The sequence below is a fragment of the Rhodohalobacter sulfatireducens genome, from assembly GCF_022012475.1.
In the GTDB taxonomy this organism is placed as follows: Bacteria; Bacteroidota; Rhodothermia; order Balneolales; family Balneolaceae; genus Rhodohalobacter; species Rhodohalobacter sulfatireducens.
On sequence record NZ_JAKLWS010000006.1, the window covers coordinates 107,280 to 128,618 of the forward strand.

Sequence of the window (21,339 nt, forward strand, 5' to 3'; positions counted from 1 at the left end):
CATAAATCATTGCTATTTAGTTGATATTTAAAGGCAAGAAATATTACAACTTTGAAAGAAATACCATGTTTCAGAATACTACCTCAATCCATTCGGTACACCCTTGCAAATTCTACTTACTGCATCATGGCTGTGCAGGCTTTCAAGGTGAGCGCATCGAACCACAAAATCCCGAATTCGCTCCTCCTTATTAAGTTCATCATACAACAGACGAGCAGCATCTTCCACAAACTTTTGGAATGCTCCATTCATCTCTGCAAATGCTTGTTCATCTTCTCGTTTTACGATTACCTGCGTTTCCGTTTGTAGAGCTTCACGGCAGATTTCAACCAAGTCATCTATAAACATTTCTCTGTTTAGCTGAACCGTAAGGCTTGCAACACTTCTTTGGCTGTGTGGAATCGCAGCAATATCTCTCGTTTCACGCGCATGTTCAGATAGTTCATAGGAACATGGGCATGCACTGCTGTATTCAAAATCCAGATGCATATGACTCGTAAAGCGATTATATTCATCTACTTTTCCTTCGATTGAAACACGATAATATTGATATCCTTCATAATCCGACCGAAGGCTCTCTTTTAGCATTGGATAATTAAGAGAGAGTTTTAAAAATGCAGTCTGGCTTTCCAAATCTTCCTTATAAGCCAGCAATACTTCTTCAAGCTTATCGGGGTGAAATACATCATCCTGGAACTTGTAGAAGGTTCGCATGATGCGCCCCATATTGATGCCCTTCTTATCTGCTTCAAGCCCCACATATCCATCAACGGAGGTCTCAAGTGTAAGTAACTCGCCGGATGGAGTGGGATACTTAAGCGGAAGTTTAAAATTTGAAATACCAACCTGCTGAATGGGGACATTGGCTCCCTCTATCAGGGATGCCGGGCCATTCTGCAAATCAGGCAGGCTTTCTTTGTACTGGTCGGTTACAGCAAAGGTTGGATCGTAGAAACGTTTTAAGTTGGTTGTGATCATAACTAAATAGGAAAATAGATTCTTATATCGAAGGGTAAGGACAATATTCCGCGCTGTTTCGTTCGGTTTCGTGTAGAAGAACCGAATACAGCTTGGCATTTATTGATAGTTGATTAATCTCATCCTCTATCTCGTGGAAAAATACTTTACAAAGATTTTCTGTTGAAGGAATGATCCCATCGAGAAATGGCACTTCAAGATTAAGGTTTTTATGATCGCACGGATCAATAACTCTTTTCTTGATGATGCTTTTCAGTTCACCAAGGTCAATTACATACCCTGTTTCGGGATTTGGTTCCCCTGCCACAGTCACTTCAAGAAGATAATTGTGCCCGTGCCAATTTGGATTGTTGCATTTCCCAAAAACACGCTGGTTCCATTCATCCGATTTTTCAGGATTGTGGAGTCTGTGTGAAGCGTTAAAATGTGCCTTTCGGGTTACTTTTATCAAAACTATTACTCTTTGTTTATAGTCAGAAATCTTAACACAATGTTTTCAAGTCCTGTTCCCAATAAATGTAAATCAATTAAAAAAGCCGGCTTAAGATAGAATAAATCTATCTCAACCGGCTCATTAAACGCATAGTAAGACTGATTGTTATCGCAAAGGCGTAAATCAGCTTATCAATTGGTTCAACCCTTAGAAAGAATATTTGAACCCAAGACTCACAGTGGTATGAGGCTTATACTTGCTGAAAATCTGTTTATCTGCCCTGTATCCTTGATAGTATTCAGCCCTCGTCTCATTCAGGAGATTTGAAACACTTAAGTTCACGGATGCATTCGATCCGAGTGACTTATTCATATTCAATCTCAGATTGTGAAAAGGCTCAGTATATACATCAGGGAATAAGCTGCCACCGACAACTGTTAAGGTTTCACCCTGAACGTTGTAAAATAATCCGCCGTCGAGGCCAATTTCAGGATTGTCATAAGAGATCCCTGCATTAATTATATAGGGTGCTTGACCCGCCATCTGTCTTTTGTCGTTAACATTTTGACCCTCTTTTTCAAAATTCTTTCTGGATCTAAATTCCTGTTCAGTCATATCAATAATTGACTCAACAATTGTAACATTACTGCTAAGTCCAAAATACTGAAGTGATTCAGTGATAAATCCGAGATTTTTTCTGAATTCAAACTCAGCACCAAATACTTCGCCGTCACCAACATTTCTTGGTTGGAATTCGCTTGATGTTTGCTGCGCCTGGATTCGAACTAATTCAATCGGGTCATCAAACGATTTGTAAAACAAGCTTAATGACAGCAATTGCCCCTGGTTAAAGAACATCTCCCATCGAGTATCGAAATTATGAATTCGTGTCTCCGTTAGGTTTCCTTCCCATTGATCAATCGAGAATAAACCACCGTTAAAAATTCGATCTGATACCGGGTCTAAAATCTGGGCAAATGACAGTTCCTTGAAGGATGGCCTTGCAATTGTTCTTGAGTAAGATACCCGCAGATTTTGTCTGTCTGTAAGGAAATATGTGAGGTTTGCAGAAGGGAAAAAGTCAAATGAATCAAGCACTTTTTCGTTATCCAGATTATTTCCTGATGGATCTCCCTGGGCAAACAGTGCATCTCTTCCCGTATGCCGTTGTACATAATTCTCTACCCGAAGTCCTAAACTTGTTTTCAGGTTTTGAAAAAGATTAAATTCATTCGATAGATAAAAAGAGGTATTGCTAACGTTTGAACTGTAAGCATTCGGGTTTGGATCCGGATTTCCTGACTGATAGTAAATACTGCCATTTGGATATATGTTTTCCGGTTGGAGTATTTCTGACGGGTCTCCGGTTAAAGTTGGAATTGCCCCGAAAAACTGCATGTCGTATTTCAAAATTTCATAATCCCGTTCTTTATAAACATAGCTTCCGCCTGTCTTAAATTTAGCACCGGATCCAAATAACTGGTAGTCTCGGGTGATATCAACGCGGTTCACTACATTCATTTCGTCCATGTATCTCCAAATTCTGCTTGGAAAACCACCAGCACCGGCATTAAATCTTGGTCCGTTAGGTGAACGCGTATATGCCGTTCTTCTGATGTCAGGATCGTTCATGGTTGAGAAGGTTGGCGAGATTCTCCAGTTGACTTCCCACATTGCATTATCAAAATAGTGAACACCATTCAACAGGAAATTAGTTACTCCCCTTTCACTGTATTCAAGATTATAGGAATCGGCAAGATATCCGGATTGTCCGGGTGCGTCTACACTATTATCAATGAAAAATGATGTTGCCCGATCCTCCCCGTTTTGGAGATGCATTCCTGTTAATTTGTACTTGGAATTTGGAGTTTTAAAAGCCAGACCGGCTAAACCTCCCAAAAGGACATTACTTTCGGACACTACTCCATTTTGCTTTGTGGCATAGATTAGGTCGTACTCCGATGGATTAGATTGTCGTTGGTATTCACCATACCTGTAATTATCGTAGTGGCTTGTTGATCTTTTATATGTACCGGACAGGATGTAACCGAAGGCGTTATCACTTCCCACACTAAATTGGTTGCCAAGAGAAACACCGGCACTTAAATCCATTGGATTTGTTAATTCATTTGGACCTAAGTTAGAATTAAAACTATTGACAAAATTATTTACTTCCTGTTCTGAATTTCCACTGATAGGTGTTGGAATACCTTCAACATTGGCACCACTGGGTAATTCTCTTGTACCTCCATCAAACCCTAACATGTCTGTATTGCTTCCATTATAACCTAAAAATCCGCTGTTAAAATGCATGGACGGGTTATAACTTGTACTTAATGAGACATCAATAATAGGTTCATCGGGGAAATCTTTCGTTTCAATATTTACAATACCACCTGTAAAATCGGCCGGCATTTCAGCAACTGCCGTTTTGGTGATAATCATATTGTCGATCAAATTTGTAGGAAAAATATCTATTTGGAGACTGTTTTTATCGGGATCTAAACTCGGGATATCCACAGAGTTCATCATTGTTTTCGTGTAGCGGTCACCCAATCCTCTTACATAAACATATTTTCCGCCCTCAACAGAAACGCCTGTTACCCTTTTCAATGCCTGGGCAGCGTCGGAATCTCCAATCGTTCGGAATCTTTCTGCTGAGATACCATCGAGCATATTTGCTGACTTCCTTTTTGTAGTGATCATAGCCGCTTCAGAAATATTCATCATTTCAGCGGTTACCACTACTTCTTCCATCTCTTCCACTGTTTTTTGCAAGCGGATATTGTCGATGATTGTCACTTCACCGGATCCAACTCCAACCTCTTCAATGGTTACCGGAGTATATGACACATAGGAAATTTTTAAATTATAATCACCTTCTGTAAGAGAGAGGTTAAATTTCCCATCAAAATCGGTTGTTGTACCTGTTGATGTCCCCTCAACAAGTATAGTAACCCCGTAAACCGGGTCACCTGTTGCTTCTTCTATAACTGTACCTCTTATTGTTCCTTGCTGTGCAAAGACATCGTTTGAAAGAACAACAAAAGCAATTGTTAATACGATTGTGAGTAGTTTATTCATGTTATTTTTTAACGGCTTTTATTTTTAATAAAAATGATATAACGGTTATCAATTCTTTAATATGAATCTCTTGTATATGTGTAATGAATGGCTTGCTCCCGCCTTAAGCAGAAGCAAGCCATTTGTTGTAGACAGAATTTTATTTAGAGTCCGATTGATTCAAGTGCATCGGATTGAGCAGCCCAGGTCCATCCGAAGTTTGATGCATCCGGACCAACGCTATTTCCATTTGCAGCAACTTCTGTAAGTGCTTCTGTTGGTACTCCAGTGAAGATTTCATCAACTGGCGCTCCGCCTTCGGCAAGAGTGTACTCCCAATTTGCTGATTCACAGTTCCCGTCACCGCCAAATGAAGCGACTGGAGAAAATTCTTCCGTGGCCATGTAAGTATCACTGAATCCGTAGAAGTAGACGTCTGTCAATCCAGCATTAGTGTTATCATCAAAGTCTACCAGATTAGCAATTTCACCTCCTGCATAAACAACACCGTTGACAAAGTTGTGGCAGCCACGATTCAATTCACCTTCAGGTCCATCAAGTTCAAAAGCAGACCCTCCTTGTGGGGTAACAATGATGAAATTAGAAGCAGTACCGATCCAGTCTTGATCAGTATCCAACCCATCATCACCGGAATTCCAAATCACAATACCATCAATACTGACGTTACCACCGAACCATTCAATACCATCATCCTGGTTGGCTACAACTTCGACGTTATTGATTGTAGTTCCGGTACCAACACCACCAAGTGTAAGGCCATTTATCTCGTTACCTTCTCCAATGTTAGATCCACCGTGACGGATTGAGATATAAGTAATAGTACCGGAGCTGTCCCCCTCGTCATCACCACCGTAAAGTCCGTTGGTATCAGAAGTAGGAATACCTTCAATCTGGGCAGGAGATTCAGCAGCAGAAATTGGCGCGTTACCAAGAACGATAACACCGCCCCAAAGGCCATTGATATCTGGATCAAGGTTTGGACTTGTAAAGTCACCAGCCGCTACTTGCTCTGGTGTGATCTCGTCTGCAACGGAAGTAAATATGATTGGTGCATCTGCAGTTCCATTTGCATTAAGTGTTGCATCACGTGCAACAAGAAGTGCAGAAGCGTTAGCACCTGTTCCTGCTTCACCTTTCACTATTACTCCAGGTTGAATAGTAAGAGTAGCTCCGGCTTCAACTGCAATCCGGCCTCCAAGAATATAAACTTTACCGGTTTCCCAGGTGGTATCTGTGGTTATATTGCTGTTTAAGAGCACTTGATTTGCTTCTTCTGAAATGGAAACAGCAGTAGTGGCATCATCAGACATGCCATCTTCATCGGTAACTGTAAGAGTTATTGTTGCAGCACCCGGCGTGTTAGCAGTAAAGTTAACTACAACGTTTCCACTTGTTGAGCCAACGGAAGGTTCTGAAGTAATTGATGCTGTACCATTGGTTGCGTCGACGCTTGAGGAAGCATATCCACCCGGAACATTTACATTAAATGTTAAATCAGCAGAATCACCAATAATCAAGTTTGGATTGTTTGATGATTCTGGGGCAGTAAGGCTGGGAGGATTAGCATCTGATGATCCGTTGTCATCATCACTACAAGAAACCAGCATTGTTAAAGCCAGTAGCACACTGGAAGTGAATGTTAGTATTGATTTGAAATTCATATTTGTAAGAATTGTTTTTTTGAGTGTTTTGAATAACACTCTCAAAATATTCTTACAATGTTACAGGTAGGTTAATCCAATGTTATGAAAATGATAAGAAAACGCATTTGGCTTGACTGGATCACGAAAGAGAATTATGAAAGATAAATTTTAACCCCTCATAGTAAATAACTAATTATCAGTTACTTATTTGTAAATAGACTCTCGAAATTAAGAGCCAAAGCACTACTCATTCTTATCTTCCTCTTCACTCTCTTTTATCTTATTCTCTTTTTCTGATTTTGGCTGTTCGTCAACTTTCTTAGCACCATTGGTAGTTTCCTTTTTTTCGTGGTCTGATACTTTTGGTGATCCGTTTGTAGTTGATTTATCAGAACCAGTATTTTCAAAAATTCCTTCCGGATAATTACCACTTGGTCGGTCACCCAGCATCTCGCGGAGATCATGATGGTTTAATACCTCTTTTTCTAAAAGAGTTTGTGCCATCACATCCAATTTCTCCTCATGTTTTTTGAGCAGGTCAAGTGTTCGTTGGTAATTACGCTGAATAATTCCGCGGACAGCTTCATCAATTTGTTGTGCAGTATGCTCTGAATATTTCTTATTGAACCCGTAACTATTTTCCGGGCTATTTGAATCCTTAAGAGACAGGTAACCAAGCTCATCGCTCATACCATACTCAGCAACCATTGCAAACGCCATGTTGGTAATTCGTTCAAGGTCGTTCTGGGCTCCGGTTGAAACTCTTCCAAAAATTATCTCCTCTGCCACACGCCCGCCGAGTAGTGCACAAATTTTGTCATCAAGCTCTTCGGTAGTCATCAAAAATCGGTCTTCGAGGGGAGTCTGTAGTGTGTAACCCAGTGCAGCAAAACCTCTTGGCACAATACTCACTTTGAGAACTGGATCCGTATACTCGAGCATCCAACCAACTATGGCATGACCCGATTCGTGGTAAGCTACAATTTTACGTTCATTCGGGCTGATCAATTTATTCTTCTTCTCAAGTCCCGCCACAACTCTTTCAATGGCATCCTGGAAATCTACCATTTCAACTTTGTCTTTATCACGTCGTGCAGCATAAAGTGCAGCTTCGTTACAGAGATTAGCTAATTCAGCACCAGCAAAACCAGGAGTTTGTGAAGCCAGTACTTTAAGATCAATATTCTCGGACAGCTCCAAATTTCGAGAATGAACTTCCAGAACTTGCATTCTGCCTTTCAAATCGGGTTTGTCAATCATAATTTGACGGTCAAAACGACCCGGCCTCAATAAAGCTGAATCGAGAATATCGGGCCGGTTGGTTGCAGCCATTATTATAACTCCTTTATCGGAGTTGAACCCGTCCATCTCACTTAGCAACTGGTTGAGTGTATTTTCCCGTTCATCATTAGAACTCATTGCCATGCCTCGGCCACGTGTTCTGCCAATGGAATCAATCTCATCAATAAACACAATACATGGTGCCTTTTCTTTGGCTTGCTTAAACAAGTCACGAACTCGTGCGGCTCCAACACCTACAAACATCTCCACAAAATCCGACCCACTGAGTGAGAAGAAAGGTACATCAGCTTCACCGGCTGTGGCTTTTGCCAACAGTGTTTTTCCGGTTCCGGGAGGGCCTACTAAAAGTACACCTTTGGGGAGTGTACCACCGAGTCTTGTAAATTTCTGTGGATTACTTAAAAATTCTACAACCTCTTCTACTTCTGCTTTTGCCTCTTCCAGGCCCGCTACATCTTTGAAAGATACTTTACTCTCTGTTTGTTTGTCATAAAGAGAGGCTTTGTTTTTGCCGATGTTCAATACCTGCTGACCCGGGTTCATTCTCCTGAAAATAAAGATCCAGAAAATGATGATCAGGGCGATCGGGATCAGCCAAATTAAAATTCCACTAAACCAGTCTTCTTCAATCCGAACATCGTAGACTACGTTATTTTCATCAAGGAGAGATCGAATCTCATCACCTTCAAGCATAGTCGTAGCAAAACTACCGCTTGATCCTTCAGAAGTATTCGTCCAGCTATTATCATCAGGAGTTGGACGTTCTACCAATCCCTCTTCAAAAGCTTTTTCAGAGTAATCTCCCTGGATTTCTACTTGATTCGTGATCGTAATTTCTTTTACATATCCTTCTTCTACATACTCGAGGAATTCGCTGTATTTAATTCTTTCGGAACTATTACCCGGTACGAAATAGAGATTGAATGCTATAAGTACAAGAAATAAAACAACATAAATCCAGATTGGAAAACGCGGGGTTTTCTTATCGTTTTTTTTGTCTTTGTTGGATGATTTTTTTTGCGGAAAATTTGATTTCGCCATTTCTACAATTTAAATATCAAAAGAGCCTTAAATATAACTCTTTTTTAAAACAATTCTTTATTTGAGGAGCAGATTCACTTTTAAAGTCGTTTTATTTAACGAACAATAACAGTATTTATGCGGATTTTTAAAGATCGAATTGAATTGTTCGATCTTCTCCAGTATTAATTCTAAGCTCATTATATTCGTTCGACATCTTTCCAATTACTGAAAAATCTTCAAAATCTGCTTTTAATTTTTCTACTTGCGGTTCTCTGAGCGTAAATAACATTTCATAATCTTCGCCACCGTAAAAAGCATACTTATCCACATCTTCTTTCATTTCATCTGCTACATTACGAGTTTCAAGCGCTATGGGTACAGCCGGAGAATAAATTTCTGCACCCAAACCAGAACTTTTTGCAATTTCTTTTAAATCTGCGATCAATCCCTGAGTAAGGTCGATCAAGCTGGAAGGCTTCACATCCGTTTTCGATAACACATCAGCAAAGTCATTACGGGCTTTAGGCACGAGTTGTCGTTGCACCACAAATTCATAGGGTTCCAGTTCTGGTTGAAATTGTTCGGACTCCTGTTGTTGCCACTCTTTCTTTTCTCGCATCAATATTCTGAGCCCGGCAATAGCTGATCCCAAATCACCGGTCACACAAATGACATCTTCATGATGGGCGCCATTTCTTAAAATAATATTCTCTTTGGGAGATGTACCCAGTACAGTAACAGAAATAGCTAAAATTTGATGAGAAGCTGTTGTGTCTCCGCCCGAGAGTTGAATTTGATAATCAGTACAAGCGCGGTCGATTCCTTTGTATAACTGTTCGATCATTTGAACAGAATATTTGTTTGGAATAGCAAGGCTAACAAGTATCTGAACCGGCTTGCTGTTCATTGCATAAACATCACTTACTGCAGCTGTTACAAGTTTGTAGCCTAAATGGTGAAGAGGCGTATATGTAACATCAAAATGAATCCCTTCCAAGAATATTTCTGAAGAAGCAGCAGTCAAATTACCTTCTTTTTCTTTATAAAGGGACGCATCATCTCCAATTCCTTGTTCAATCTCTTCTCTTTTTTCTCCTGTATAATTTTTGAACTTTTCAATGAGAGAAGAAAAACCCAAATCTTTAATCTGTTGAAAATCGTTTGTATCCATAAAAAAATAAAAAAGGCATGTATCCCTATTCAGGGATAGATGCCTTTAAATGATAAAATTAAATTTAACTATCTGTAATCTAAATCTCGCGCCTTGTTGAGTAGTTGATTCGAAGTGTTCCGGCATGCCTGAGTTCTTGTTGAACATCGGTTACAACCCCAAACTCCGACTCATTATCTACACGTAAAGATACGATTAACCTTGGTTGTTCAACCAGCTTATCATACATGATGTTACGAATTGCCCCCATTTCATCAACAAGAGCATCATCAATTTGAACAGCAGTTTCGCCAACCTGGTTACCGCCCAAACGTTCCGGCCCAATGTAGACGTAACTCACGAGTCGTTTCTGCTCAATCTTTTCAATGTTTTCTGCAGATGCATAATCAACTTGTACCTGCAGTTCCACTTCGCGGAGTACTGTGGTTACCATAAAGAAGATCAAGAGCATAAACACTACGTCGGGCATAGCCGATGTAGGAACAGCTTGACTGGTTTTCGCTTGTTTCTTTTCAAAATGTGCCATAAAGATTAACCCTCGTCAGGTTCTGCAATTGAAATTTTCTTTGGGTACAATTCCTGTATCTCCTCCTGTTCAACTGAATTGTCTTCAAACGATTCGAATGGAACTCCGAAACGCTCCATCGATGCCTGGTTTCTCAATTCGGCATAAGCTCCCATCACCTCATCAAGCATATCAATATATACATTGTAAGGTGTTTGCCGTGTTGTCTTAATTGAGACAATCGCATCATCGGGTGATTCTGATAGATCCGGATCAGCACCATTATTATCGACGAACTCCTTAATTCTGTCTTTAACAATGTTCAATGATGCCGGTTCTTCATCAATAAGCACCATTCCCTGAGCATTCACCAGAATATTAAGAAGGTTTCGTTCTTTCACCGGTGGTGGTTCTGTATTCTCATCGGGAATGGGCGGGAGGATAAGCCCAATGCCTGTATCAACGTCAATCGTTGTTACAACCAGAAAGAAAATCAGAAGCAGAAAGGCAATATCAGCCAGAGAAGACATTGGTATCTCGGCGTCTTCTCTACCTCGCTTTTTCTTTAACATATTGGCCCTACTTTTTAAAAGTTAAGTGTTCCTCGTGTTCCTGTTACTAATATAGATAGCAACATCAGAGATATCATAAATATCATCGTTGCTACACCCGCTTGTACAAATGTTCCCATAATTGCAAAGGAAGCAGCAAAGATAATAACTGGTACTACCATAACGGCAATTCGCTTAAAATCAGAATTGCCGTTTATAATGTTTTTTATTCCGGATATGAATATTGCAATGACTCCTATCACAATAAGACCCATCGCTAAACCTATCGCTATATTGTTAATCATAGAGTTCTCCTCTTAGGTATTCGATTATTTATTGATTGAGGCGTTATTCTTCAGTTTCTTCCCCTTCAGGAACAATCTGTTTGCCTTCTTTAAGGAGTACAATAGAGTCAATAAGAGTGATTGAACTTTCTTCCATATCAGAGATCAGTCGATCAATTTTAGACACACAATAATTGTAACCGATCTGGAGAATAATACCAGCAAGAAGTCCACCGGCTGTCGTTAAAAGTGCCACTTTAATACCACCGGCTACAAGGCTTGGTGAGATATCGGCAGCAGCTTCAATAGCATCAAATGCCTCAATCATACCAACTACCGTTCCAAGGAACCCAAGCAGAGGTGCAATTGCAATAAACAATGATAGCCAAACAAGTCCTCTCTCAAGAAAACTCATTTCAATGGAACCATAAGTTGTAATCGCTTTTTCAGCAGCATCGATACCTTCATCGGCACGCATCAAACCTGCTTGAAAAACAGATGCAACTGGTCCGCGAGTTTTTGCGCACAGCTCTTGTGCAGCCGGGATACCCCCCTCTTGCAGTGCTTGCTGTACTTCGAGTACAAATTTCCTGGTATTTATGTCAGCTAAATTCAATGTAATAATTCGCTCCAGAAAAATAGCCAGTCCGAGTATCAGGGCAATTAATACAGGCCACATGAACTCACCGCCTTCATTAAATTTTTCGACGATTACATTAAAAAAGCCAGCATCAGCCCCAGCTTGTAGAAAAAAGAGAGCTAAAGATGAAGTCATACGTTTACTCCGCGTTATGTTTTGGTTTGAGCTTAATTAGAAGCAAAATGATAGATCATTTGTCACATAAAGTCAAAATATCAAATTCAAGATGACATTTTGTTATTATGGACAGATCTATCATTCAGCAATTTAAATTGTATACTATTGGAATATATTAGTTGAGAGCACTAAGTGCCAAACAGATTATCCAATTTCTAAAGAAAAAATTCTTTATTTACCTATAAAGCAGATTTTTAGACGTTTTCTGTTTTATTTGCAAACGTCTGAAAGAGTTTCAATTCCATAAACACCAAAAACACCCCCTTGCTGAAACAAAAAACGCATCCGTTTGGGATGCGTTTTGAAAGGTTTGTTAACTTGTTGGGTTTATTGGATGCGATTCTGCCCGTCGATTTTTCTCACATCCGGGTGTGTCTGTATCCATCTCCATCTGCGAGCATGGTACAGGAGCTTTTCCTAAACCGCGAGATTCAATTCTGTCTTCCCCGATACCGTTCTGTCGATAAAAATCTACAACGGCAGCAGCCCTTCTTAAGCTAAGTCTCAGGTTATACTGATCTCCACCTACATGATCTGTATAGGCATCTATCCGAACACGTGTAGCAGGATTTTCCCGCAATAACGTGACATTATCTGCAAGTTGCCTTGCAGCCTGATCTGTAATGCTGTAAAGATCAAAGCCAAAATTAATTGTATTTAATTCTTCAACGATTTGTACTTCTTCTTCTTCTTCCGGCTCGTCTGCCATCCAATCGTTGTCATCATCAGTAGATTCTTCAGTTACCGTTGGCTCTGGTTCCGGCTCGGTAACCTCTTCTGCTGTCCGACAAGACATAAGCACAGTCCCAATTGCAAAAAAGAGAAGGAATAGGGTAATTTTATTGATTTTCATAAAGGTTTCGTTTGAATGTTAGCAAGTAAAATTTAAAATCATAAAAGGTGAGATTATTTGCAATAAGAAATCTTAATCCAAAGCAATTATTTTATAAATGGTATCTAAACCGGATATTCTTAAGAAAACTCTCTCGAAATAAATCATCCACGAATACCTTTAAATAACAACTCCGGGCAATTTGTTATCTCTGAATTACTTTTTTGAAGAATCTCTTCTTGCTGCTCGTATCATAAGCCATAAAAGGGATATACTTAGTAGCAGGAATATTATTGAGCCAATAATCAAAATTCTGCTTGCACCCTGCTGACTCGTACTAGTTTCTGTCTGTGCGTCTTGATAAGGTGAGTCTGCCACTCCATCCAGATACAGACTCGTGGTCATCTTCTTCGTTTTTGGGGGCAGGCATGAACGATCGTCACATACCTGGTAATAGACCTCGAGGGTTAATGCCTGATTCCCACGCAGATCTTCCTGAAATGCAATGGGTATGTTAAACTCTGCACTTTCTGAATGCCAACCTAATTCTGTTTCAAAGTTTGGATCATATTCTATTTCAGCCTCAGACTCTGTAACCGTACCAGCAATAACGAAATTTGATGAGCCTGCTGTAAATTGAGTCGGGTAGGGACCGAGATCAGGATGGTTTAAGGTGGAATACAGGTGCCAATTCTCATCAATGGAAGCCTGAACAGTGACTTCGAACACCTCACCTGCCTGCACAGTATCCGGCCGTTCAGACACTGAATATGAAACTGGATCTAAGAGTTGTGCTTGAACAAAAAATGGGGATAACGCAAATAGCGCAATCCCCATAAAAAATATTTGTTTTTTCATTCGGCCAGATTAATTAAACAGTTCTTAAGAATCTGCTTTAACAACCCAGACTTTAACTTGCGGATTCAGGTCTCCCATCAAATCGATTGTAGCTGTGTACTCACCGAGTGTCTTAATATCCTGATCGATAGAGATTTTTTTCCTGTCAATCAAAATATCTCTCTCTTCGAGAGCTTCAGCTATCTGTATATTTGTTACGGTACCGTGAATCCTGTCGTCCTCTCCCACAGTAACTGGGATTGTAACAGATGTATTCTCAAGCTGCTGAGCCAACTCTTTCGCTTTCTCCACGGTAAGTTCTGCTCTTAATTCAGCTTCTCGTTTCATCTGTTCAAAATGCTTTATGGCTCCCTCAGTAGCCATTACTGCTTTAGCTTGAGGAATCAGGTAATTTCGGCCATATCCGGGCTTTACATCTACAAGGTCGCCGGCTGAACCAAGTTTTTCAACGTCTTCTTTTAATATCAGTTTCATGTGTATACCTCTTATCTCATGTTTTCACTTACGTACGGAATCAGCGCTAAAAACCTGGCTCGTTTTACAGCCGTAGAAAGTTGTCGCTGATGTTTTGCACTTGTACCTGTCACACGACGAGGTAAAATTTTACCCTGATCGTTAATAAACCGTTCCAGGATATCGGTTTGCTTGTAATCGATGTACTCAATTCCTGCTTTGGTAAACTTGCAGTCTTTACTTTTTAAATGTCCTTTCTTCGGATGCGATGGATTGTTAATCATTGTCTAATCTCTTTATTTATTCGTCTTCGTCTGATTCTTCTTCTGTCTCTTCGTAGAGAGCGGGTAGCTCACCTTTTTGTGCGAGAGTGTAATGACGCATCATTTTGGCATCATACTTAAGAGTGAGATATCTCATGATATCATCATGAATTCTCATATTTCTCTCAACCACATCAATGGTTTCACCGGGGGCCTTAAAGTACATGTTCACATAGAAACCGGTACTTTTTTTATCTATATCGTAGGCAAGCTTCTTTACTCCCCATTCGTCAACGTCAACGATTTCTCCATCGTTGTCTTCAATCAATTTATTTACATGACTTACTACCTCTGAAAACTTATCCTCATCGAGGACAGGATTCAGGATATACGTCATCTCATAAAAATGCTTTTTCATATATCTTTTTTGTCTTTGGTTGTTTTCCATTATTGGAAACAGTCGCCGTGCGTGCTGCCGACAACAGAGCCTGTAAAGATACGGATTGATCTTTAGTTAAACAATCATACCGAAGCAGAATAATCTTTCGGTCGATCAGACTGTATAATAGGAAGAGATTAGCTCCATCAGGCTTGAGGTAGGAAGAACCGGCTCAACACCGTAGTAAACAGTTAGAACGGCTAATAAAATGAGAGTCCATTTAAAGAGAAATCCGGGTGTTTTGAGGGAATACTCTTTATGAGCTTCTTTGAAATAGAGGTATACCATCACTCTCAAATAGTAGTAGACACTCGCAGCGCTTGCCAGAACACCAATAATGGCAAGTGGTATTAAACCAGCCTGAACTGCGGCTGCAAACACATAATATTTTCCGATAAATCCAACCATCGGTGGGATTCCCGCAAGTGAGAAGAGAAATACCGATAGCATTACACCCATCACAGGAACTTTAAAACCAAGTCCTGCATAACTGTCAATTTCTGTAAAATCCAAACCGTGATTTCGCTCATAGTATGCAATTACTCCAAAAGCACCTGCATTCATAATAGTGTATGCAAAGAGGTAGTACAGTACTCCGGCATATCCCGCCTCATTACCAGCTGCGAGACCAACCATTAAATAACCTGCATGCGCAATGCTTGAGTAAGCGAGCATTCGTTTCACATTATCCTGGGCAAGTGCGATCAGGTTACCCACAATCATTGTGAGAATTGCGACAACCTGGAGAACACTTTGCCAGTCTCCAATTTCTGAGCTTGGCAGCATTCTCGTTAGCACCAATACAAACGCTACAAACGTGGCAGACTTCGCCGCAGTAGCCATAAATGCCGTGATGGTGGTTGGTGTTCCCTGGTATACATCCGGAGTCCACATATGGAAAGGAACAGCTGCAACCTTAAAGAAAAGCCCAACAAACAGTAATCCTGTACCACAGAGGAATAAAAATGTGGGCTGGGCTGCCGCGGCGATCTCAGTCAGGTTTGTTGCTGCAGTGGCTCCGTAAATAAGAGCAATTCCATAAAGAAGAAAGCCGGTTGAGAAAGCTCCGAGCAAGAAATATTTCAGGGCCGATTCAGCTCCAATCTTTTCATTTTTCATCAGACCGGCAAGAACATAGAGACAGATCGACATTGTTTCCAGGCTGATAAACAGTGTGATCAAGTCATTGGAAACGGCAAGTCCTAACATTCCTGTAGTAGAGAATAAGATCATTCCATAGACTTCACCATTATGGAGATCAAGATCACGCAGGTATTCTCTCGAAATGGTTACACAAAAAAGTGCTCCCAATAGAACGACTACTGAGCCAAAAGCCCCAACCCCACCGTAAACAATCATACCGGAAAATGCCGTGCCAGCCTCGCCATAAAGCGATTGAATTGCAAATAACAATGCAACGGCAATACCACCAATGGTAACACTAAACGAAGTGTTTGCTGACTTTTTAAATGCTTCGAGCATGATTGCCGCCAATCCGGCAACTGCTACGATTATGCCCGGTAAAAAGGATTGTAAATCTAAAAGATAATTCATCAACTGTTATTGTTTAATCTAATCGATATAGATCGCCCTCCATCATTTTGGGCGTCTTAAATAAAATTATTTACTGGTAAACCTCTTCGATGGCTTTTGCCAATTTGATGTCTTTTTCGGTCACCTTGCCCCCCGCATCGTGAGTGCTTAAAGTAATTGAAACACTATTATATACGTTTGACCAGTCGGGATGGTGAACGAGTGCTTCAGCTTCAAAACCAACTCTCACCATAAAAGAGATGGCTTCCTTGAAATCAGGAAATGAAAAATCTTTGGTGATCGTATCATCCTCAAAACTCCAACCATCAAGTTGTTCTAATTCTTCTTCAATTTGTTTTTTGCTTAGTGTATCCATCACTTTACTTGTTTGAAGTGAACGATTCTACTTTAGATTCTTCAACATCGTAAATTCTGTTTGTCCAGTTTGGTAAATCACTGGAATCTGCTGTTTCAAGTACGGCAGTACTTTTTTCCTGGGATATCGTAATGTAACTCTCAACCCAGTTTTCGGAATATTTCGTAAAATCGACTGGACGTATTCCAATCCATACCATAAAAATGACAAGAGGAATCAGGAGTCCAATTTCTCTCCCATTCAAGTCTAACAATTTCTTATTCTCTTCATTGGTAATTGGCCCGAACATCACTCGCTGGTACATCCACAACATATATGCAGCCGCAAGAATTACACCGATTGCTGCAAGTACTGCATATACTTTATTGGCATATAACTCTGAGAAAAATGAGCCATTCAAAATCAGGAATTCACCTACAAAACCATTTAAGCCCGGAAGGCCGATGGATGCGAGCGTCGCTATCATGAAAAAAGTTGCGAAAACAGGCATCTGTTTTGCAATCCCGCCAAAATCTGAGATTTGCCGTGTATGAGCCCTGTCGTATATCATTCCTACTATCAGGAAGAGAGCGCCGGTAGACAGTCCGTGGTTAATCATCTGTATAACCGCACCTTGAACAGCTACCGTGTTAAATGCAAAAATTCCAAGTACAACAAAACCAAGGTGACTGACCGATGAGTAGGCAACCAATTTCTTCACATCTTTCTGTACCATTGCCACAAGAGCCCCATAAATAATTCCGATAACTGCAAGTATGGCCATCATCGGAGCGAATTCTGCAAACGCATTCGGAAATACAGGGAGACACACTCTAACCAATCCATAGGTACCCAACTTCAACATGATGGCAGCCAACACCACAGACCCAGCGGTTGGCGCTTCGGTGTGAGCGTAGGGCAACCATGTATGAAAAGGAAAAAGTGGTACTTTAATACAAAATGCCAACGCAAACGCCAGGAACAACCAGGTTTGCTCAACCAATCCTAAAGTAAACTCAGGACTTGAGATAAATCTCCAGTCGGCCGAAAATTCAAAAACTCCGGTTGCTGCACCTGCACTGTAGCCAAGGTAAATGAGTGCAACAAGCATAATAAGTGATCCAACAAGCGTATATATAAAGAACTTGATTGTTGCACGAACTTTATCACTCCCGCCCCAAATTCCAATAAGGAAGTACATTGGAATCAAAGACAGTTCAAAGAAAACGTAAAAGACTACGAGATCAAGAGAAGCAAATACACCGAGTGAGGCTGTCTGTAATATCAACAGCATGGAATAATATCCCATCAAACTCTTTTTGATGGAGTTCCATGATGAGAGAATCACAATAGGCCCCATCAATGTGGTAAGCATAAACAGGAGGAGGCTTAAACCATCCAGGCCTACGAGATATTTCACATCCATTCCCGAAAAAACCGGAGAGCCTTCTGTTACATATTGGGGAATTGCAGAGTTCGCAACATCAAACTGGAATAAAAGCGGCAGCGACAATAAGAACGTGATGCTTGTCACAACAAGGCTGGTCCATTTTACAGCTTCATCATTCCGAAATACCAAGAATGCAAGAATCCCAATCAGCGGGAAATAGATGGTAAGATTTAATAAAAACTCCATAGAATATTGTCAGATGCTTAAAACAGTAATATGGTTAAAACAAGAATCACTCCGAGAATAAGGAACAGCGCATAATTGCTGGCAACGCCGGTTTGGATATATCGCAGTAAACTTCCGGAAATTCGCACAGTTCCGGCGATCGCATTTACAAATCCGTCTACAATTTTCATATCGAAAACAGCTAATACCTTATCCGAAAAATTCACGGTCGGGTGCACAATGGCGCCTTCGTACAGCTCATCGAGGCTGTACTTGTCTTTCCAGACTCGATAAAATGGACCGAATTTAGAAGCAATCCACGCATCGGATTCTTCCTGCTGATCGTTTCCGTACATTTTATAGGCAATATACACTGAAACAGCGGCAACGATAATGGCAAATGTCATTAGCGCCCATTCAGCTGTGCCGGATAACGTTAAAGGAATATCTGCTGCGATGGTATGAAGCCATTCATGCAGCCAGTTTATATGACCATCGCCGCCAAATGTTTTAGAAACAAAATTCGGTAATCCGATAAATCCACCAACTATCGAGAGGCCTGCAAGCGACCACAGGGCAGTCGTCATAGTAGCAGGACTTTCATGGAGATATTCTTCTGAGCCTTCAGTGCCGTTAATCAATTTTGGAAGTTTAAAACTGCCGTGGAAGGTGGTAAATGTGAGCCGGAACATATAGAAAGCAGTCAGAAATGCTGTAATTGTAGCCACGCCCCAAAGAATGAAATACATCGCACCGGCATACTCTCCAAAGCCCATGTTAAACGCATGCATTACAATTTCATCTTTCGAAAAGAACCCGGCAAGTGGTGGTATACCTGCAATTGCAATTGTAGCGATCAAAAACGTTTTATACGTTGATGGCATATATTTTCTAAGCCCGCCCATATTTCGAATATCCTGCGGATCGAAATGCACATCTTTGCCTTTATCATGCAATTTATGCTCTACATGTTCCATTGTATGAATCACTGAACCAGAACCGAGGAAGAGACAAGCTTTGAAAAAGGCGTGTGTTACAACATGAAAGATAGCTGCCGTAAACGCACCAGACCCCAAAGCTAAAAACATGAATCCAAGCTGAGAGACGGTTGAGTAAGCGAGAACTCCTTTAATATCATACTGGGTAATTGCTATTGTGGCAGCTACAATTGCCGTAAGTGCCCCTATAACCGCAACAATCATCATTACTTCAGGACTCATCACAAACATTGGGGACATCCGCGTAATCAAATAAATTCCGGAGGTTACCATTGTTGCAGCGTGAATCAGGGCAGAAACGGGTGTCGGGCCTGCCATTGCATCGGGTAGCCAGACAAAAAGCGGAATCTGCGCACTCTTTCCGGTAGCCCCAATCAGTATCAACAAACCAATCCAAAAAATATCATTCCCGGAGAAAGCCTCAAGGCTGGTAAGTATAACCTCAAAATTAAGGCTTCCAATGGTTTCAAAAATCATAAAGATGGCAATCAGAAAAGCAAAGTCCCCCACCCTATTGTACAGAAAGGCTTTTTTCGCTGCGTCAGACTTACTCATGTCTGTATACCAAAAACCGATCAAAAGGTAAGAACAAAGTCCTACACCCTCCCAACCAAGGAATAACAGAAGTAGATTATCTGCCAAAACCAGGTTAAGCATCGCGAAGATAAAAAGATTCAGGTAGGCAAAGAATTTCCAAAATCCTTCGTCATGCGCCATATACCCAATTGAGTATAGGTGAATCAACGAACCGACACCCGTTACGACCAATGTCATGATCAGGGAAAGCTGATCGACCTGGTAAGCGATATCAACGCTGAAGCTGCCGGTTTCCATCCAGGTAAAAAGATGCGCAAAGGCAGCGGCGGATTCAGAATCGAAATTTAAAAAGAGTGTGAGTGCACAAAGGAATGGAATAAAAACCGCAAGATTGGCAAGTATCCCAATTAAGGTTTTTTTACTGCGGTATGCAGTCGAGGATAGCCCTAAAATTCCATTAATTAAAAAACCGAGTAGCGGTAAACCTATAATTAGACTTACGAGCGCTGTAGGTGATTCCATTTAACAGGTTACTTAGTTTTGGCGCTTATAACAGTAACTGAAATATTTCAGCCACATTTTCAGGTGGCAAAGATACAAAAATCTACTCCAAGTTAAACTCAAAAGAGAGGAAATATCAGCAAATTTTAATTTTTTTTGATGTCTCAGTCTTTCAGTTAATATTGAGAAAATTTTAGCCTCATTTATTAAGCCAAAAAAAATGGGAAATCGGAAAACCAATAAAAGTTGCAAAAATTAATTGCAGGTAATTCTACTTTTTTAATAAGTTAAATCTGTTTCAAAATGACGGGGCCACCTGCTACAAATAAACTGATGTCCAAGTTTTCATTTTTTAGTATCACATTGTCGTTCATCTCGCTAATGCTCTTCTGGATTGCCATGAGCGGTTTTCTCGATGCTATACACCTTACGTTCGGTGTCCTCTCAGTTGGTGGTGTGTTGATGTTAAACTATCAGCTTAAAAAGCACCGTTTCTACACCGATGACATGGATAATCTTGATGAGCTTCGCCTTTTTCGCGCAGCTTATTACTTCTTTTGGCTCATTTATCAAATTATAATTGCCGGTTTTCATGTACTCGGAATTATACTGCGGCCGTCAATGCCCATTGAACCCAGTATCATAAAATTCAGAGTGGATCTTCCGAGCTCACACGCAAAAATGATCCTTGGAAACTCAATCACTCTCACGCCGGGAACTCTCACGATTGACATAGAAGGAGATCTGTTCATCGTACATTCACTCGATGATGCATCTTTCGAAAGTTTAAAAAACGATGAAATGCCTCGACAGGTGTTACAACTTTTTGATAAAGAAGACCGCTCCGTAATCCGTGATTTTGAAATCATTAAAAGTGCGGAGGAAATCTGATGCATACATTTTTTCTTCTGAGCGCTATTGTATTAACCATAATTATTGCTGTACCGCTGGTTCGGGTGTTGAAAGGCCCAACTGTTTTCGACCGGCTCCTTGCAACAAATGCCATCGCAACAAAGACTATTGTACTGATCTGTATTATTGGTTACCTGTACGGTCGCATCGACATGTTTATTGATATCACTCTGGCTTATGCCATTCTTGGCTTTGTGGGGTCATTGGTAATTGCAAAATATGTTATCTCATCAAAAGTAGTTCGAGACTGAT

Annotated in this window: 21 protein-coding genes; 2 read left to right on the forward strand and 19 right to left on the reverse strand. The window is 40.6% G+C overall.

Features of this window, described 5'->3' with window-relative positions; translation table 11 throughout:
- Positions 1 to 78 precede the first annotated feature (78 nt).
- The 19 genes from folE2 to nuoL all read right to left on the reverse strand — a co-directional run bounded on the left by folE2 (position 79) and on the right by nuoL (position 20,196).
- Positions 79 to 978 (reverse strand): GTP cyclohydrolase FolE2, encoded by a 900-nt coding sequence (folE2, locus tag L6773_RS06840; RefSeq protein ID WP_237853125.1) that lies wholly within the window; start codon positions 976 to 978, stop codon positions 79 to 81.
- 22 nt (positions 979 to 1,000) lie between these two features.
- Positions 1,001 to 1,429: a 6-pyruvoyl trahydropterin synthase family protein gene (locus L6773_RS06845; protein WP_237853126.1), complete on the reverse strand. Its 429-nt coding sequence runs from the start codon at positions 1,427 to 1,429 to the stop codon at positions 1,001 to 1,003.
- A 189-nt stretch (positions 1,430 to 1,618) separates the two neighbouring features.
- The gene (locus L6773_RS06850; protein WP_237853127.1) at positions 1,619 to 4,495 is read right to left on the reverse strand and encodes a TonB-dependent receptor; all 2,877 of its coding nucleotides are present in this window, start codon (positions 4,493 to 4,495) and stop codon (positions 1,619 to 1,621) included.
- A gap of 143 nt (positions 4,496 to 4,638) precedes the next feature.
- Positions 4,639 to 6,156 carry a beta-helix domain-containing protein gene (locus L6773_RS06855; protein ID WP_237853128.1) on the reverse strand — a complete coding sequence of 506 codons (1,518 nt, stop codon included), beginning with the start codon at positions 6,154 to 6,156 and terminating at the stop codon, positions 4,639 to 4,641.
- 225 nt (positions 6,157 to 6,381) lie between these two features.
- Positions 6,382 to 8,481 carry an ATP-dependent zinc metalloprotease FtsH gene (gene ftsH, locus L6773_RS06860; RefSeq protein WP_237853129.1) on the reverse strand — a complete coding sequence of 700 codons (2,100 nt, stop codon included), beginning with the start codon at positions 8,479 to 8,481 and terminating at the stop codon, positions 6,382 to 6,384.
- A 127-nt stretch (positions 8,482 to 8,608) separates the two neighbouring features.
- Positions 8,609 to 9,634 (reverse strand): thiamine-phosphate kinase, encoded by a 1,026-nt coding sequence (gene thiL / locus L6773_RS06865; RefSeq protein WP_237853130.1) that lies wholly within the window; start codon positions 9,632 to 9,634, stop codon positions 8,609 to 8,611.
- A gap of 79 nt (positions 9,635 to 9,713) precedes the next feature.
- The gene (locus L6773_RS06870) at positions 9,714 to 10,160 is read right to left on the reverse strand and encodes an ExbD/TolR family protein (RefSeq protein ID WP_237853131.1); all 447 of its coding nucleotides are present in this window, start codon (positions 10,158 to 10,160) and stop codon (positions 9,714 to 9,716) included.
- A 5-nt stretch (positions 10,161 to 10,165) separates the two neighbouring features.
- Positions 10,166 to 10,711: an ExbD/TolR family protein gene (locus tag L6773_RS06875; RefSeq protein ID WP_237853132.1), complete on the reverse strand. Its 546-nt coding sequence runs from the start codon at positions 10,709 to 10,711 to the stop codon at positions 10,166 to 10,168.
- A gap of 14 nt (positions 10,712 to 10,725) precedes the next feature.
- The gene (locus tag L6773_RS06880; RefSeq protein ID WP_237853133.1) at positions 10,726 to 10,995 is read right to left on the reverse strand and encodes a hypothetical protein; all 270 of its coding nucleotides are present in this window, start codon (positions 10,993 to 10,995) and stop codon (positions 10,726 to 10,728) included.
- A gap of 43 nt (positions 10,996 to 11,038) precedes the next feature.
- The gene (locus L6773_RS06885) at positions 11,039 to 11,749 is read right to left on the reverse strand and encodes a MotA/TolQ/ExbB proton channel family protein (RefSeq protein WP_237853134.1); all 711 of its coding nucleotides are present in this window, start codon (positions 11,747 to 11,749) and stop codon (positions 11,039 to 11,041) included.
- A 355-nt stretch (positions 11,750 to 12,104) separates the two neighbouring features.
- On the reverse strand, positions 12,105 to 12,644 hold the full coding sequence (locus tag L6773_RS06890) for an OmpA family protein (protein ID WP_237853135.1): 540 nt from the start codon (positions 12,642 to 12,644) through the stop codon (positions 12,105 to 12,107).
- Positions 12,645 to 12,839: 195 nt separating this feature from the next.
- The gene (locus tag L6773_RS06895; protein ID WP_237853136.1) at positions 12,840 to 13,481 is read right to left on the reverse strand and encodes a protein-disulfide reductase DsbD domain-containing protein; all 642 of its coding nucleotides are present in this window, start codon (positions 13,479 to 13,481) and stop codon (positions 12,840 to 12,842) included.
- Positions 13,482 to 13,505: 24 nt separating this feature from the next.
- Positions 13,506 to 13,955: a 50S ribosomal protein L9 gene (rplI, locus tag L6773_RS06900; protein ID WP_237853137.1), complete on the reverse strand. Its 450-nt coding sequence runs from the start codon at positions 13,953 to 13,955 to the stop codon at positions 13,506 to 13,508.
- An 11-nt stretch (positions 13,956 to 13,966) separates the two neighbouring features.
- On the reverse strand, positions 13,967 to 14,218 hold the full coding sequence (gene rpsR / locus L6773_RS06905) for a 30S ribosomal protein S18 (RefSeq protein ID WP_237853138.1): 252 nt from the start codon (positions 14,216 to 14,218) through the stop codon (positions 13,967 to 13,969).
- 16 nt (positions 14,219 to 14,234) lie between these two features.
- Positions 14,235 to 14,615, reverse strand: coding sequence for a 30S ribosomal protein S6 (rpsF, locus tag L6773_RS06910; protein ID WP_237853139.1), 381 nt, complete (start codon positions 14,613 to 14,615; stop codon positions 14,235 to 14,237).
- A gap of 135 nt (positions 14,616 to 14,750) precedes the next feature.
- Entirely contained in the window at positions 14,751 to 16,190 is a 1,440-nt protein-coding gene (locus L6773_RS06915; RefSeq protein WP_237853140.1) for an NADH-quinone oxidoreductase subunit N, read from the reverse strand.
- Between the two features lie 70 nt (positions 16,191 to 16,260).
- Positions 16,261 to 16,545, reverse strand: a complete 285-nt coding sequence (locus tag L6773_RS06920; protein ID WP_237853141.1) for a 4a-hydroxytetrahydrobiopterin dehydratase — start codon at positions 16,543 to 16,545, stop codon at positions 16,261 to 16,263.
- A gap of 4 nt (positions 16,546 to 16,549) precedes the next feature.
- Complete coding sequence (locus L6773_RS06925; protein ID WP_237853142.1) at positions 16,550 to 18,160, reverse strand: complex I subunit 4 family protein; 1,611 nt, start codon at positions 18,158 to 18,160, stop codon at positions 16,550 to 16,552.
- A gap of 17 nt (positions 18,161 to 18,177) precedes the next feature.
- On the reverse strand, positions 18,178 to 20,196 hold the full coding sequence (nuoL, locus tag L6773_RS06930) for an NADH-quinone oxidoreductase subunit L (protein ID WP_237853143.1): 2,019 nt from the start codon (positions 20,194 to 20,196) through the stop codon (positions 18,178 to 18,180).
- Between the two features lie 312 nt (positions 20,197 to 20,508).
- On the opposite strand from nuoL, the gene L6773_RS06935 reads away from it, so the two are divergent.
- Positions 20,509 to 21,066 carry a Na+/H+ antiporter subunit E gene (locus L6773_RS06935; RefSeq protein ID WP_237853144.1) on the forward strand — a complete coding sequence of 186 codons (558 nt, stop codon included), beginning with the start codon at positions 20,509 to 20,511 and terminating at the stop codon, positions 21,064 to 21,066.
- Positions 21,066 to 21,338, forward strand: a complete 273-nt coding sequence (locus L6773_RS06940; protein WP_237853145.1) for an MrpF/PhaF family protein — start codon at positions 21,066 to 21,068, stop codon at positions 21,336 to 21,338. Before L6773_RS06935 ends, L6773_RS06940 begins: the two co-directional genes overlap by 1 nt.
- Position 21,339: the final 1 nt, after the last annotated feature.

Excerpts from the sequence above, each read along its gene's own strand:
- ftsH (WP_237853129.1), bottom strand. The coding sequence starts at position 8,481 with ATGGCGAAATCAAATTTTCCGCAAAAAAAATCATCCAACAAAGACAAA.
- L6773_RS06925 (WP_237853142.1), bottom strand. The coding sequence starts at position 18,160 with ATGGAGTTTTTATTAAATCTTACCATCTATTTCCCGCTGATTGGGATT.
- L6773_RS06870 (WP_237853131.1), bottom strand. The coding sequence starts at position 10,160 with ATGGCACATTTTGAAAAGAAACAAGCGAAAACCAGTCAAGCTGTTCCT.
- L6773_RS06940 (WP_237853145.1), top strand. The coding sequence starts at position 21,066 with ATGCATACATTTTTTCTTCTGAGCGCTATTGTATTAACCATAATTATT.
- folE2 (WP_237853125.1), bottom strand. The coding sequence starts at position 978 with ATGATCACAACCAACTTAAAACGTTTCTACGATCCAACCTTTGCTGTA.
- L6773_RS06875 (WP_237853132.1), bottom strand. The coding sequence starts at position 10,711 with ATGTTAAAGAAAAAGCGAGGTAGAGAAGACGCCGAGATACCAATGTCT.
- L6773_RS06880 (WP_237853133.1), bottom strand. The coding sequence starts at position 10,995 with ATGATTAACAATATAGCGATAGGTTTAGCGATGGGTCTTATTGTGATA.
- L6773_RS06885 (WP_237853134.1), bottom strand. The coding sequence starts at position 11,749 with ATGACTTCATCTTTAGCTCTCTTTTTTCTACAAGCTGGGGCTGATGCT.
- thiL (WP_237853130.1), bottom strand. The coding sequence starts at position 9,634 with ATGGATACAAACGATTTTCAACAGATTAAAGATTTGGGTTTTTCTTCT.
- L6773_RS06935 (WP_237853144.1), top strand. The coding sequence starts at position 20,509 with ATGTCCAAGTTTTCATTTTTTAGTATCACATTGTCGTTCATCTCGCTA.
- rplI (WP_237853137.1), bottom strand. The coding sequence starts at position 13,955 with ATGAAACTGATATTAAAAGAAGACGTTGAAAAACTTGGTTCAGCCGGC.
- rpsF (WP_237853139.1), bottom strand. The coding sequence starts at position 14,615 with ATGAAAAAGCATTTTTATGAGATGACGTATATCCTGAATCCTGTCCTC.
- L6773_RS06855 (WP_237853128.1), bottom strand. The coding sequence starts at position 6,156 with ATGAATTTCAAATCAATACTAACATTCACTTCCAGTGTGCTACTGGCT.
- L6773_RS06920 (WP_237853141.1), bottom strand. The coding sequence starts at position 16,545 with ATGGATACACTAAGCAAAAAACAAATTGAAGAAGAATTAGAACAACTT.
- L6773_RS06915 (WP_237853140.1), bottom strand. The coding sequence starts at position 16,190 with ATGAATTATCTTTTAGATTTACAATCCTTTTTACCGGGCATAATCGTA.
- L6773_RS06890 (WP_237853135.1), bottom strand. The coding sequence starts at position 12,644 with ATGAAAATCAATAAAATTACCCTATTCCTTCTCTTTTTTGCAATTGGG.
- nuoL (WP_237853143.1), bottom strand. The coding sequence starts at position 20,196 with ATGGAATCACCTACAGCGCTCGTAAGTCTAATTATAGGTTTACCGCTA.
- rpsR (WP_237853138.1), bottom strand. The coding sequence starts at position 14,218 with ATGATTAACAATCCATCGCATCCGAAGAAAGGACATTTAAAAAGTAAA.
- L6773_RS06850 (WP_237853127.1), bottom strand. The coding sequence starts at position 4,495 with ATGAATAAACTACTCACAATCGTATTAACAATTGCTTTTGTTGTTCTT.
- L6773_RS06895 (WP_237853136.1), bottom strand. The coding sequence starts at position 13,481 with ATGAAAAAACAAATATTTTTTATGGGGATTGCGCTATTTGCGTTATCC.